Genomic DNA, 13,536 nt, shown 5'->3' on the forward strand with positions numbered 1-13,536 from the left:
CGGGCGTTACGCTGTCAACGTCGGCGACGAGGACCACGGCGCCCCGACCGGGCGCCCGAGACGGGGTGTAGCGCAGCAGATGGCGAAACCGCAGCTGGACCGGGTGGCAGGGAGGCCGAGCCGTCGCGAGCGTGTGCGCGAGGCCACACTGGCGGAGATCAAGGGGATCGCCCGCCGGCACCTGGTCGAGCACGGGTCCGGCGGGGTGTCCCTGCGCGCCATCGCGCGGGAGATGGGGATGACCGCGCCGGGGCTGTACCGCTACGTGACGGGGATCGACGCGCTGCTGGTGCTCATCACCGCGGACATGTTCCAGGAACTGGGCGACGCGGTGGCCTCGGCGGACGCCAGCGTGCCCGCCGAGGACACCGACCTGCGCATCCTCACCTCGCTGCGGGCCTTCCGGGCCTGGGCGGTCGGGCACCGGGCCGAGTTCGCCACGATGTTCGGCCCGCGCGTGCGACTGGCCCCCGAGACCGACGTCACACCGGCGGTGGAGGCCGGGCGGCGCTTCGGGGCGACCTTCTACACCCTCTTCGACCGGCTTCTGTCGGAGGAGCGGTTCGTGCTGCCCGACGGGGACCGCATCACCCCGGAGCTGGCCCGCGATCTGCGCGCCTTCGCCGACACCTGCGGCTTCTCGGCGCCGCACATCCCGGTGGAGGCGGTCATGGTGCTCAGCACGTGCTGGGTACGCCTGTACGGGGTGGTGTGCATGGAGGTGTTCGAGCACCTCGACTTCGTGATGCGCGACATGGAACCGCTCTTCGAGTCCGAGCTCCAGAACATGCTGACAGGCCTGGGGGTTCGCTACCGGCCGCCGGAGAGCGGCGCCCCCACGACCATGGGTACGCCCGGTTAAGCCCCATACTGGAGTTCTGCGACTCTTGCCGGATTCGCCCCCAGGCGGAGACGACACCCCGGCACGCTGCGGCACGATAGCGAGGACTGACCCCGTGGAGAACCCATCCGGCGGTGAGCGGCCCGGAGGCGAGACCCCCAGATCCGAGCGGCCCGGTACCGGAGGCGCCGCCGACGGACCCGGCGCCGAGGAGGCCACCGGACCCCGAGCGGACGGACGGGAACCCGGCGAGGCGGAGCAGGGGCGGGACGGAGCCCCCTCCGCGCCCGTTCCCCCGCGCCCCGGACCGGCCGCGGACAGCACGCCCCCCGCCCCGTCGGTCCCGCACGCGGAGCGGACGGGGAGCACCGCCCGACACCCCGCTCCCCCCTACCCCGGGCCGGGCGCGGGCGCCCCGCCGTACCGCACCGCTCCCCCCTCCCCGGGGCTGACACAGGCCGGTGCGCCGTACGGCCCCGTCTACCCCGCCGCCCTCTACGGCCACCCCGTCCACCCGGGCGCCGGGTACGGCACGCCCGTCACGGGCCCCGTCCCCGCGCCGCACCCCTGGCGGGCACCGGCCGCCCACACGCACCCCCACCCCTTCGCCCTCCCGCCCGGCGGCCACCCCACCGCCCACCCGGGGATGGGCTGGCAGCCGCCCGCGCCGCCCTGGACGCAGCCGCCGGGACGGCCCTCGCGCCGCGGCGGCGCGAGCGTGCTGCTCGGTTCGGCGAGCGCGGCCGCGATCGCCCTCGTGGCGCTGGCCGCGAGCATCCTCATCGTCGCCACCACCCCCCAGGAGGAGCCCCAGCCCACCGGCGTCGACCTGTCCGCCCACTACGACGACCGCCTCAGGGCGCGGCCCAACCAGGTGGAGGTCGACGTCGTCGACCACCCCCTCTACGACGTCGCCATGCCCGAACCGGTCGACTGCGACGTCCCCGAGCTGGACATGGGCTCCGACGAGTCCTGGGAGGAGTTCGCGACCGTCTCCGGGGAGTGCCTGAACAGGCTGTGGGAGCCGGTGTTCGAGGACCTGGGCGTGTCCGTGGAGCTGCCCGAGTTCGCCGTCACCCGGACCTCGCCCGACCCCCCCGACGCCAGCCCGGAGGACGGGTACACGCTCGCCTACTACGAGAGCGACCTGAGCCGCGTCACCGTCGTGCTGCCCAACGTGCGCCACCTGGGCGCCCTGCTCCCCCCGGGCGAGCGCGAGGAGGTCTGGCTCGCCCTGATGGGCCACGAGTACGGCCACCACGTGCAGTACGCCACCGGCATCCTGGGCGTCGCGCACGGCATGACCTGGAAGGCCGAGAACGAGCAGGCCGAACTGGAGGCGCTGCGCCGCACCGAGCTCCAGGCCGAGTGCATGGCCGGGGTGGGCCTGCGCGGGATCACCGGCGCCGACGAGGAGGCGCTGCGCACGGCCAACGAGCACTTCAACGGCGGCGGCGACCTCGACACGCACGGCAGCGCGGGCAACCGGGCGTTCTGGCTGGAGCAGGGCTGGTCGCAGGCGACCGTGGAGGGCTGCAACACCTACGGCGCCGCCACCGGCCAGGTCGCCTGAGCCTCCGCCGTGGGCCCGGGGAGGACGGGGCGGGGCGGTCAGCCGCCGACGACCCTGCGGTAGGCCTCCCAGCCGTGGAGCTTGACCCGCTCGCCCCGGTCCAGCTCCACGGCCTGGTCGGCCTCGGCGGTGTCGATGCGCAGCCAGTCCTCGTAGTCGCTGTGGGCCACCCCGCGCTCGTCCAGCACGGTCTCCAGCGGCACCAGCTCCGGGGCCGCCGCGCGCAGCGCCCCGGCGTCCTCCAGCAGGGCGCGCACGGTCGCGGCGGCGTCGGACTTGTTGGTGCCGATCACCCCGGTGGCGCCCCGTTTGATCCATCCGGCCACGTAGTCCCCCGGGACCGCGCCGCCCTCGGCGTCCAGGACGCGACCGCCCTCCTGGGGGACGGTGCGCCCCTCGGTGTCGAAGGGCACCCCGGGCAGCGCGACGCCCGCGTACCCCACCGAGCGCAGCACCATCCCGGCGGGCAGGTCGGTGGTCCGGCCGGTCCCGGTCAGACGTCCGTCGGCGTCCAGGCGGGTCTCCTCCACCCGCACACCGCTCACGCGCCCCTCCTCCCGGCCCAGGACCTCCACGGGCCGGGCCCAGAAGTGCAGCCGCACGGTGCGGTCCCGCCCGCGGGGCCCGCGGGCGGCGTGTTCGGCCAGGAGCCGCAGGTTGGTGCGGGCGGCCCGGGCGACGTCGCGCGTTTCGGGGGCGCCGGTGCCCACGGCGGCGGGGTCGATGTCGACCTGTTCGGGGCGCACGACGACGTCGGCGCCGGGCAGCGCGAGCAGGTCGCGCAGCTCCGGCGCGGTGAACTTGGCCTGGAGGGGGCCGCGCCGCGACAGCAGGTGGACGGTGCGCACGCGGCTGGCGGCGAGCACGTCCAGGACCGGCTGGGGGATGTCGGTGTGGCGGAGCTCGTCGGCGGTCTTGGCGAGGATGCGCACCACGTCCAGGGCGACGTTGCCCGCCCCGACCACGACGGCCTCCTCGGCGTCGAGCACGAACCGCTCCAGGGCGGTGTCGGGGTGCCCGCAGTACCAGTTGACGAAGTCGGTGGCGGCGACGCTGCCGGGCAGGTCCTCCCCCGGCACGTCCATGCGGCGGTCGACGCTGGCGCCGGTGGCGTAGACGACGGCGTGGTGGGTGCGGGCCAGGTCGGCGCGGGTGAGGTCGGCGCCGAACTCGACCCCGCCGACGAAGCGCACGTCGGGGTGTTCCAGAACCCTGCGCAGCGCCCGGGCCACACCCTTGATCTTGGTGTGGTCGGGGGCCACCCCGTAGCGCACCAGCCCGTAGGGCGTGGGCAGGCGGTCCATGACATCGACCCGCACGGGCACGCGCCGCTGCCGGGTCAGGGCGTCGGCGGCGTAGACGCCCGCCGGGCCGGAACCGATCACGGCCACCCGGAGCGGTGCGGCGGTGCTGTGCTGCTCAGGTTCGGAGGAGCTCATGCGCCCATTCTGGCAGCCCGGGGGCGTCCCCCGGGCTGCCTGGGACACGTGCGGTCAGGCGGTCTCGTCGGCCAGTTCGCCGGCGGACTTGGCGCCGTCGGTGTGCCGGGAGACCGTCTCGGTGAGGCTGCGGGACAGCTCCTGGGGGGTCAGGCCCTGCTCGCGCAGGATGTCGTCGCGCTTGGCGTGGTCCAGGAACTCCTGCGCGATGCCGAACGTGCGCACCGGCATGTCCACGTCGTGGTCGCGCAGCAGGCGGGCCACGGCGTCGCCGACCGCGCCGGTGCGGCCGTTGTCCTCGATGACCGCGACGACGCTGTGCTCGGCGGCCTCGGCGACCAGGGCCTCGTCCAACGGCTTGACCCACAGGGGGTCGACGACGGTGACGCCCAGCCCCTGGGCGGCCATCCGGTCGGCGACCTCGCAGGCGACCTGGGCCATGGTGCCCACACCGACGATGAGCAGGTCCTTGGAGTTGCCGCCGTCGGCGGCGCGGCGGAGCAGGTCCATGGAGCCGACCCTGCCCACGGCGTCCAGCTGCTCGGCGACCGCGCCCTTGGGGTAGCGCACGACGGTGGGCGCGTCCTCGACGGCGACGGCCTCGCGCACCAGGGCGCGCAGGCGCTCGGCGTCGCGGGGCGCGGCCAGGCGCAGGCCCGGGACCACCTGGAGGATGGACATGTCCCACATGCCGTTGTGGCTGGCGCCGTCGTTGCCGGTGATCCCGGCGCGGTCCAGGCAGAAGGTGACGCCCTGGCGGTGCAGAGCGGCGTCCATGAGCACCTGGTCGAAACAGCGGTTGAGGAAGGTGGCGTAGACGGCCACGACCGGGTGCAGGCCGTTCATGGCCATGCCGGTGGCCGCGGTGGCGGCGTGCTGCTCGGCGATACCCACGTCGAAGGTGCGCTCGGGGTAGGCCTCGGCGAACTTGTTGAGGCCGGTGGGGTGGAGCATGGCGGCGGTGATGGCCACCACGTCGGGGCGCTCGGCGCCGATCTCCACCATGGTGTCGGCGAAGACCGAGGTCCACTTGACGGCCTTGGAGCCGGGCTTGGCCTGGCCGGTGGCCACGTCGAAGGGGCCGGGGGCGTGGAACTGGTCCTCGTCGTGGTTCTCGGCCGGGGCGTAGCCCTTGCCCTTCTGGGTGATGCAGTGGACGATCGCCGGGCCGCCGAAGTCGCGGGCGCGGCGCAGCGCCTTCTCTAGGGCCTGCTCGTCGTGGCCGTCGATGGGACCGAGGTACTTCAGGCCCAGGTCCTCGAACATCATCTGCGGCTGGATGGCGTCCTTGAGGCCCTTCTTGATGCCGTGCAGCGCCTCGTAGAGGGGCTGGCCGACCACGGGCGTGCGGTTGAGGGTGGTCTTGGCCAGGTCCAGGGCCTGCTCGTAGCCGGGGGCCATGCGCAGGGAGGCGAGGTGGTCGGCCAGACCGCCCATGGTGGGCGAGTAGGAGCGGCCGTTGTCGTTGACCACGATGACCAGGCGCCGGTCCCGGCGCTCGGCGATGTTGTTGAGCGCCTCCCAGGCCATGCCGCCGGTGAGGGCGCCGTCGCCGATGACGGCGACCACGGTGCGGTCCGTGCGGCCCTGCACCTCGTTGGCCTTGGCCATGCCGTCGGCGTAGGACAGCGCGGTGGAGGCGTGGGAGTTCTCGACGAAGTCGTGCTCGGACTCGGCGCGGGAGGGGTACCCGGACAGGCCGCCCTCGGACTTGAGGTTGGTGAAGTCGTGGCGGCCGGTGAGCACCTTGTGCGCGTAGGCCTGGTGCCCGGTGTCGAAGATGATGGGGTCCTTCGGGGAGTCGAAGACCCGGTGCAGCGCGATGGTCAGCTCGACGACGCCGAGGCTGGGGCCCAGGTGCCCGCCGGTCTGGGAGCAGGAGTCGACCAGGAAGTCCCGGATCTCCTGTGCCAGCGCAGGGAGCTGGTCGGCCGGAAGCCTCTTGAGCGCTTCCGGATTGTGTATCGACTCGAACAGTGCCACTGTCTCGTCAGTCCCCTCGTCCCGCGTGTCCGTTGAGTTTGCCGTCCCGTGCCCCTGACGTGGGCCGGTCCTGGCTACCGGCAGGTATCCATACCCGAGTTTATGGGCGTACGTCCACGGGTCCTGCCCAACCCCGCGCGAGAGCGGCCCGTGGAACGCCCGTGCCGTCCGGTTGCCGGGTTTTCGCGTACATTACTCGGTTCCCGGAGCGGTGGCCGCGCGTCAGCCCAGGAAGGCCCGGGCGAGCAGCCCCAGCGCGGAGGCCGCCACCACCGCCAGCAGGGCCGCGCGCAGCCGTCCGGCGTCGACGCGGCGGCGCAGCGCGGTCCCGGCGAAGAAGCCCGCGACCACGAGGGGGATCGCGCAGGCCCCGACGGAGGCGGTCCGGGCGTCCATCTGGCCGCCCAGGGCCAGGGCCGCCAGCGAGACCGCGCCGCCCAGCAGGAAGAACGCGGCCAGGGTGGCGCGGACCCGGGCGGGCTCCTCGTACTGGTAGAGCAGCGCCATGGGCGGGCCGCCGATCGTGGTGGCGGTACCCGTCAGCCCGGACAGGGTTCCGGCCGCCACGAGCGAGACGGGGGTGATGCGCACCCTCAGGGACCAGAGCGAGAGGGCGACGGCCACCAGCACCATCGCCCCGACCGCGCCCGCCAGGGCGCGGGGCTCCAGGGCGGCCACCACCCACACCCCCAGGGCGGTTCCGGGCAGGCGCGCGGGCAGCCCCCAGGCGAGGCCGCGCCAGTCCACGTGCCGCCACTCCTGGAGGAGTGTGAGTCCGGGCAGGACGATCACGGCGACCAGGAGCGCCCCCGGTACGAGGGTGGGGTCCAGGAAGGACAGGACGGGCGCGGCGACCAGCCCGAGGCCGAGGCCGACGGTGCTCTGCACCGCGGCCCCGACGAGGACGGCGACCGCCGCGGCGACGACGAACGCCGCCACGTCGGTGGGGGCGAGCAGACCGTGGCCGCTGGGGGCCAGGAAGGAGGCGGCGGAGAGTTCTACGGGCACGGCGTGCGACGCTACAACCCCACCGTCCCGACCGGGTTCAGGAGGTAGGGAGATGGGATGACCGCGCGGGCTCGGCGCGCCGGACGCCGTCCACGTAGGCCAGGGCCCGTTCGGGGTGCAGGAACCAGCCGATCAGGTCGCCGGGGTCGCTGAAGCAGTTGGCGAAGCGGTCGGCCGTCTCCTGGTGGCGCGCGGCGAGGCGGTACAGCTCCTCCAGGTGCGGCGGGGCGGTGAGCAGGACCCTGCTCCACGCGGTCACCTGGCTGGCCAGGCGCCAGTAGGCGGCGAACGCCGAGCGCATGAAGGCCTCGTCGAAGGGCCGACGGCCGTGGTCGACGACGGCACGGCGGTAGACCTCGGCTCCGAAGGAGGCCATGTTGGCCCCCTGCGCGGTGACGGGGTCGTTGGCGACCACGGAGTCCGCCATGCCCAGGACGGGGGTACCGTTCGCCAGGCGGGCGACGGGTTCGCGCACCACCGGCGCGTAGCCGCCGCGCAGGGCCGCCCCCGGGTCGGCGAGGCGGGCGTGGGCCAGGCGCTCGTACTCCCAGGGCGCCTCGCGGTACAGCGCGTCCAGCAGGCCCGCGAGGACCTCCTCGCCGGAGGCGTCGGGGGGCAGCGGCCGGTCCAGGGGGCCGCCGGGCACCGCCTCGACCATGACGGCCTCGCAGATCCCGGCCAGGGAGTAGGTGGGCAGGGTGGTGACCTCCCCCGCGCCGGGGACGACGGTGCGGCTGAGCACGGGCCCGTCGGGGTGGGGTCCGGCGCCGGTCACGTAGGCCAGCGCCAGGGAGCGCTGCGGGGAGCGGAAGTGCGAGCGCCGGGTGTCGCGGGGGAAGACCTCGGAGAGCGCGCCGCGCCCGGAGGCGACGACGGTGAGCTCGTGGTCGGCGGCGAGCCGTTCCAGGTCCTCGACCAGGACGCGCCCGCGCAGGAGGGCGCCGCCGCGCCGGACGAACAGGTCGAGCCAGGCCGACATCTTGAGCCGCTGGTCGACCGACTGGGCGTGCTCGTCCAGCGCGCCGACCCAGGACAGGGCGGGGGCGCCCGCCCCGGCGCGGTCGGCCACGCGGAACCCGACGCCGCGGACGGCGGGCGCCCGGTCGTCCCAGAAGGCGAGGCCGTGGCGGCGCTCGCGGCGCAGGGCGGGGCCGAAGAGGCACTGCGTGGACGTGACCCGCCCGGCGCGGACCTCCTCCGGCCCGGCCTCGGTGGCCAGGGTCACCTCGTATCCCTCGTCCAGCAGGCCGACGGCCAACTGGAGTCCGGACTGTCCGGCTCCGACGACGAGGATCCTGCGCATGTCTCTCCCGGGATGGTGCCCGCCCCGTACGCCGCGGCGCGGCGCCGTGGGCGCGTGGCGGACCGGCCGCGCGGCGCGGCGGACGCGCCCCGCGGCGCGGCCCGGTGGTCTCTCCCGCGAAGCTAGCAGCGCCTTCCGGAGGCCGTTCACCACCCTCGGTTTCGGGGCCTCCCCTCCGCGCGCGGGAGCCCTGGAAGAGTGGTCGGCGCCCTGCGCGGCGGCGGCTCGCCCCGTGTGCCGGGCCCCTCGCCCCCGGCCCCGCTCGGTCGCGGGCGGCGGCACCGGGCACGGCGGACGGCGCGGGGCCCGGCCCGGCGCCTGGGGCGCCGGACCGGGCGGGAGGGGGCGGGGACGGCGGGGAGTGGGCGCCGTCCGCCGCCCGGGGGTGGTTCGCGTCGCCGCGCCGGTCAGGCGCCTCCCCTGGCGTGGGTCTTGCGTCCCCGGCGGGAGACCGAGTCCAGGATGACCGCGATCAGCAGGACGGCGGCGGTGATCATGAACCGGACCGAGGTGTCCATCTGGAGCAGCAGCAGGCCGGAGGTGATCGCGCCCAGGACCAGGCCGCCCAGCAGGGCGGAGTAGGCGTTGCCGCGCCCGCCGAAGAGGCTGGTGCCGCCGATGACCGCGGCGGCGATGGCCATCATCAGCTCCTCGCCGCCACCGGTGGCCACGCTCGCCGCGAAGTTGCGCGAGGTCAGCATGATCCCGCCCAGGGCGGCCAGGGCGGAGGCGATCCCGAACACCGAGATGCGGATCATGTCCACGTTGATGCCGGCGCGGCGCGCCGCCTCGGCGTTGCCGCCGACGGCGTAGACCATGCGGCCGTAGCGGGTCTTGCGCAGGACCAGGTCGAGCACGACCACGAAGCCCACGAAGATCAGGAAGGCCAGCGGCACGCCCTTGTACTGGTTGAGCACCCACACCGCGACCAGGATCGGCACGAACAGCAGGGCCGCCCGGAAGAGGATCTCGGTCCAGGGCTTGTAGGGCAGGTTGGCCTGGCGCCTGCGCCGCTCCACCGCCGCCACGGAGACCACGTACAGGACGACGGCCAGGACGGCGAGCGCCCAGCCCACCACCGGGACGAAGAAGGTCTGCGTCAGCAGCGAGATCGGCCCGTTCGGGCTGGTGTTGATGGTGCCGTCGGCGCCCATCAGGTACAGGTGCAGGCCCTGCCAGCCCAGCAGTCCGGCGAGGGTGACCACGAAGGCCGGTACCCCGAGTTTGGCGAAGACGACGCCGTGGAGCAGGCCCACCACGAGGCCGACGGCCAGGGCCGCGCCGATCGCGAGCCATTCCGAGACGCCCTGTTTGACGGCCAGCACGCCCAGGACCGCGGCGGCCAGTCCGGCGACCGAGCCGATGGACAGGTCGATCTCGCCGAGCAGCAGGACCATGATCACGCCGGTGGTCATCAGGCCGATGGCGGCGATCTGCACGGTCAGGTTGGACAGGTTCTGCGGCGACAGGAACCGGTCGTTGGCCGACTGGAAGACGACGGCGATGAGGATCAGGCCGACGACCACGGGGATCGGGCCCAGTTCACCGCTGCGCAGGTTGCGGCGCAGGGCGTCGAGCCAGCCCTTGGGCGAGGCCGCCGTGGTCAGCAGGCGCGGGTCGCGCTTGGACTCGGCGGAACCGTCCGCACCCGTGGCGGGCGCCTTGGAGACGGGGGTCTGCTGGGTCATCACTTGTCCTCCGTGGCCAGGGCCGAGGCGCCGGTGCGCTCGGAGCGGCGGCTGACCGGGTTGTCGGCGGCACCGGTGATGGCGGCCACGATCTCCTCGTAGCTGGTCTCCGCGACGGGGAAGTTCCCGGCGTTGCGGCCCAGGCGCAGGACCACGGCGCGGTCGGCCACCGCGCGCACGTCGGCCATGTTGTGGCTGATCAGCAGTACGCCCAGGCCCTGGTCCCGCAGGCGCTCGATGAGGTCGAGGACCTGGGCGGTCTGGGCGACGCCCAGGGCGGCGGTGGGCTCGTCGAGCATCACCACGCGCGGCTTGCCCAGCAGGGAGCGGGCGATGGCGATGATCTGGCGCTGGCCGCCGGAGAGGGAGGCCACCGGGACGCGCAGGCTGGGGATGCGCACGGACAGCGAGTCCAGCAGCTCCATGGCCCGGCTCTCCATCTCGACCTCGTCGAGGGTGCCGGGGAAGTGCAGTTTCTCGTTGCCCAGGAAGAGGTTGCCGACGATGTCCAGGTTGTCGCACAGGGCGAGGTCCTGGTAGATGGTGGCGATCCCCAGGCGCTGGGCGTCGGAGGGGGCGTTGATGCTGACCGGCTTGCCGTCCCAGGCGATGACACCGCCGCTGTCGGCGGGGTGCGCTCCGGAGATGACCTTGACCAGCGTGGACTTGCCGGCGCCGTTGTCGCCGAGCAGGGCGACGACCTCGCCCTCGCCGACGTGGAAGTCGACGTCGCTCAGGGCGCGGACGGCGCCGAAGGTCTTGGAGATCCCGGACAGTTCCAGGACTGGTGTGCTCATGCGTTCGCTTCTCTTCTCTCGCCCTGGCCGGGGACGGCGGGGCGGCGGGGCGCCCCGCCGTTCCGGGCCCGGAACGTCCGCACCGGCTCTACAGGGCTTCCTGGCAGAAGTCCGTGTCGGCGTAGTCGTCGGTGCAGATCTCCTCGATGCTGTAGATCCCGTCCGAGACGACCGTGTCGCCGACGTTCTCCGCGGTGACCGCGATCGGCTCCAGCAGGACGGCGGGGACGGTCTCGCCGCCTCCGTCCTCGACCTCGGTGAGCGTGTGCTCGCCCAGCTCGGGGTCCTCGCCGGTGGCCAGGCCGACGGCCATGGCGGCGGCGACCTGGGCCTCGGGCTGGATCGCCTTGTAGACGGTCATGTACTGCTCACCGGCGATGATGCGCTGGATACCCGCGAGCTCGGCGTCCTGTCCGGTCACCGGGGGCAGGTCCTCCACGCTCACGCCCGCGCTGCGCAGGGCGGAGATGACACCGGAGGCGATGCCGTCGTTGGCGGCGTAGACGCCGGTGATCTCGTCCAGGCCCAGGGAGGTGATGGCGCCCTCCATCTGGGCGTTGGCCTCGTCCGGCGACCACTCGGGGGTGTCGAACTCCTGGCCGACGTCGATCTGGTCCTCGAAGACCCCCATGGCCCCGGCCTTGAAGCTGGCGGCGTTGGGGTCGGTGGGCGAGCCGTGCATGACCACGATCGAGCCGTCACCGGTGGTGCCCTCCTCCTCCAGGGCCTCCAGCAGCGACTCGGCCTGGACCTGGCCGACGCGGTTGTTGTCGAAGGAGACGTACATGTCCGCGCCGCCCTCGGCGAGGCGGTCGTAGGCGATCACGGGCACGCCCTGGGACTTGGCCTCGTTGACCGTCCCGGCCGCGGCCGCGGCGTCCACCGGGTCCAGGACGAGCACGTCCACACCGTCGGTCAGCATGGCCTGGGCCTGGGTCTGCTGCTCGCTCACGGACTGGTCCGCGTTGGCGTAGGAGATCTCGCAGTTGGGGCACAGTTCGGCCATCGCCTCCTCGAAGAAGGGGCGGTCGAAGGCCTCGTAGCGGGCCGTGTGCAGGTCGGGCAGGAGCAGTCCGACGTGGAAGCCCTCCTCCACGGTGTGGGTCTCCTGCTCGGCCTCGCCGCCGGTGGTCGTGAGCGAGCCACAACCGGAGACGAGGAGGGCGAGAGCGGCTCCTGCGGCGGCGAAGCCGGCAGCCGTGTGCCGCGGTGTGAAGCGTCGTGCGTTCAACGCTAGGTACCTCTCATGACGGGGGATGGGGCGGTGGAACTCGCGAGTGGTGGAGTGAAGTCAAACCCCGCCGCTACCTTGCCGTCAACTCCTGAACACATAACCGAAACATCACGGACCTTGCGTTCAGAGTGTGAAATCATGGAAAACCCAGGCCAGAGCGGGGTTCTGGTCGTGTGAGCTCACGTGAAGGAGTTTCGGTTTTTACCGAGAGACGGCCCGTTCCGGCACTGACCTCGGTGTTCACCACCTCGTCAGCCTACGTGCGCACCCCGTCGGACCCGGGGGCCGCCCGCCGTCCGACCTGCTTCGGGTCCCGCCGAGGTCCCGCACTCCCCCCGCCACGGGAACGCGGAGTCGCGGAACGACTCCTCAACGCCACCGGTGGTACAGGAAATCAGGTTTCGGACTGTTCAGTTCGCCTGGGCGGCCATGCGCAGCGCCCCGTACAGCGAGGCGTCCCTGCCCAGTGCGCTCGGCACCAGTTCGAGCCGGTCCAGGGCGCTGCTCAGCGAGCCCAGCTCCATCGACCGGCGCATCGGATCCAGCAGCAGGTCACCGGCCTGGGCCAGTTCCCCTCCCACGACGACCCGGTCCGGGTTGAACAGGTTGGCCACGATCGCGGTGCCCTGGCCCAGCGCGGTGCCCGCCTCGGCGATGATGCGGCGGCTGCCGGGGTCGCCCTCCAGCGCCGCGGCCACCATGTCCGGGATCCGGACGGGGTCGGGGCCGCGGGCCACGTCGGTGTTCTGCGGCAGCATGTCCAGCAGGTAGCTCGCACCGACGAAGGTCTCCAGGCAGCCCCGGTTGCCGCAGCGGCACACGTGCCCGCGCGGGTCCAGCGCGATGTGCCCGATCTCCCCGGCCGTGCCGCCCGCTCCGCGGAAGAGCTGGCCCGACATCATGATGCCCGCGCCCACGCCGTCGTTGAGGACCAGGTGGACCACGTGCTCGGCGCCCACGCCCGCGCCCCGGTGCTGTTCGGCCAGGACCGCGAGGTTGGCGTCGTTCTCGGCCAGCACCTCCAGGCCCAGCCGCTCGGTCAGCGCCCTGGCGGGGCGAAAGCCCGCCCAGCGGGGCAGGCAGGAGATACCGCCGACCTCGCCGGTGCCGGGGTCGATCGGCCCCGGGATGGAGGCCACCACCGAGGACACGGTGCCCCGGTCGACCCGGCTGCGCAGCAGGATGGTCTCGGCCAGCCAGGCGGCGCGGCGCACCCCGCGCTCGGGGTCGGAGGCCACGTCGTAGCCGATCTCCTCGCGGGCCAGCATGTTGCCGTCGCTGTCGCCCACCGCGACGCGGACGCTGTCGGCGGTGAAGTCCACGGCCACGACCGCGCCGGGCTGGCGCACGAGGGTGATCGCCTTGGCCCGGCGGCCGTTGGAGGAGGTGTCGCGCACCAGGACCGTCCCGGCGGCGCGCAGGCCGCGGACGATGTTGGAGACGCTGGCCGCGGACAGGCCGGTGGCCCGGGCCAGCTCGGCCTGGGTGCGGGTGCCCTCACTGCGCAGCACGTCCACGACCCGCCGCTCGTTGGCCCGGCGCAGGGCTGACTGTGATCCCGGTGTCGCGGCGGCCTTGGTCACCAGGTGCCCCTCCCCCTGCTTTCGCGGCCGCGTTTCGGCGCTGTTGCGAGGAATGCTACAAGCAATGAACGCAAGCTGGAACTTCGC

General features: G+C 73.5%; 10 protein-coding genes. 2 read left to right on the plus strand and 8 right to left on the minus strand.

Annotation, left to right across the window (positions count from 1 at the left end; translation table 11 throughout):
• Positions 1-79 precede the first annotated feature (79 nt).
• Together EV372_RS00395 and EV372_RS00400 are read left to right on the plus strand one after the other, a co-directional pair.
• Complete coding sequence (locus EV372_RS00395; RefSeq protein WP_130394215.1) at positions 80-862, plus strand: TetR/AcrR family transcriptional regulator; 783 nt, start codon at positions 80-82, stop codon at positions 860-862.
• A 94-nt stretch (positions 863-956) separates the two neighbouring features.
• Positions 957-2,414: a neutral zinc metallopeptidase gene (locus tag EV372_RS00400; protein ID WP_130394217.1), complete on the plus strand. Its 1,458-nt coding sequence runs from the start codon at positions 957-959 to the stop codon at positions 2,412-2,414.
• A 38-nt stretch (positions 2,415-2,452) separates the two neighbouring features.
• On the opposite strand, the gene EV372_RS00405 is transcribed toward EV372_RS00400, so the two are convergent.
• The 8 genes from EV372_RS00405 to EV372_RS00440 form a co-directional block, all read right to left on the minus strand.
• Positions 2,453-3,853 (minus strand): FAD-dependent oxidoreductase, encoded by a 1,401-nt coding sequence (locus EV372_RS00405; RefSeq protein WP_130394219.1) that lies wholly within the window; start codon positions 3,851-3,853, stop codon positions 2,453-2,455.
• A 54-nt stretch (positions 3,854-3,907) separates the two neighbouring features.
• The gene (gene dxs / locus EV372_RS00410) at positions 3,908-5,836 is read right to left on the minus strand and encodes a 1-deoxy-D-xylulose-5-phosphate synthase (RefSeq protein WP_130394221.1); all 1,929 of its coding nucleotides are present in this window, start codon (positions 5,834-5,836) and stop codon (positions 3,908-3,910) included.
• A gap of 222 nt (positions 5,837-6,058) precedes the next feature.
• Positions 6,059-6,844, minus strand: coding sequence for a sulfite exporter TauE/SafE family protein (locus EV372_RS00415; protein WP_130394223.1), 786 nt, complete (start codon positions 6,842-6,844; stop codon positions 6,059-6,061).
• A 37-nt stretch (positions 6,845-6,881) separates the two neighbouring features.
• Positions 6,882-8,147: a styrene monooxygenase/indole monooxygenase family protein gene (locus EV372_RS00420; protein ID WP_130394225.1), complete on the minus strand. Its 1,266-nt coding sequence runs from the start codon at positions 8,145-8,147 to the stop codon at positions 6,882-6,884.
• A 407-nt stretch (positions 8,148-8,554) separates the two neighbouring features.
• Positions 8,555-9,835 (minus strand): sugar ABC transporter permease, encoded by a 1,281-nt coding sequence (locus tag EV372_RS00425; protein WP_130394226.1) that lies wholly within the window; start codon positions 9,833-9,835, stop codon positions 8,555-8,557.
• Positions 9,835-10,632, minus strand: coding sequence for an ATP-binding cassette domain-containing protein (locus EV372_RS00430; RefSeq protein ID WP_130394228.1), 798 nt, complete (start codon positions 10,630-10,632; stop codon positions 9,835-9,837). Before EV372_RS00430 ends, EV372_RS00425 begins: the two co-directional genes overlap by 1 nt.
• An 88-nt stretch (positions 10,633-10,720) precedes the next feature.
• Complete coding sequence (locus EV372_RS00435) at positions 10,721-11,863, minus strand: ABC transporter substrate-binding protein (protein ID WP_130394230.1); 1,143 nt, start codon at positions 11,861-11,863, stop codon at positions 10,721-10,723.
• Positions 11,864-12,276: 413 nt separating this feature from the next.
• Positions 12,277-13,449 (minus strand): ROK family transcriptional regulator, encoded by a 1,173-nt coding sequence (locus tag EV372_RS00440; protein ID WP_130394232.1) that lies wholly within the window; start codon positions 13,447-13,449, stop codon positions 12,277-12,279.
• Positions 13,450-13,536 lie beyond the last annotated feature (87 nt).

The sequence above is a fragment of the Nocardiopsis sp. CNZ308 genome (assembly GCF_004217075.1).

Bases quoted from the DNA above. Each gene is read 5' to 3' on its own strand.
- EV372_RS00395 (WP_130394215.1), top strand. From the start codon at position 80: ATGGCGAAACCGCAGCTGGACCGGGTGGCAGGGAGGCCGAGCCGTCGC.
- EV372_RS00405 (WP_130394219.1), bottom strand. From the start codon at position 3,853: ATGAGCTCCTCCGAACCTGAGCAGCACAGCACCGCCGCACCGCTCCGG.
- EV372_RS00420 (WP_130394225.1), bottom strand. From the start codon at position 8,147: ATGCGCAGGATCCTCGTCGTCGGAGCCGGACAGTCCGGACTCCAGTTG.
- EV372_RS00425 (WP_130394226.1), bottom strand. From the start codon at position 9,835: ATGACCCAGCAGACCCCCGTCTCCAAGGCGCCCGCCACGGGTGCGGAC.
- EV372_RS00430 (WP_130394228.1), bottom strand. From the start codon at position 10,632: ATGAGCACACCAGTCCTGGAACTGTCCGGGATCTCCAAGACCTTCGGC.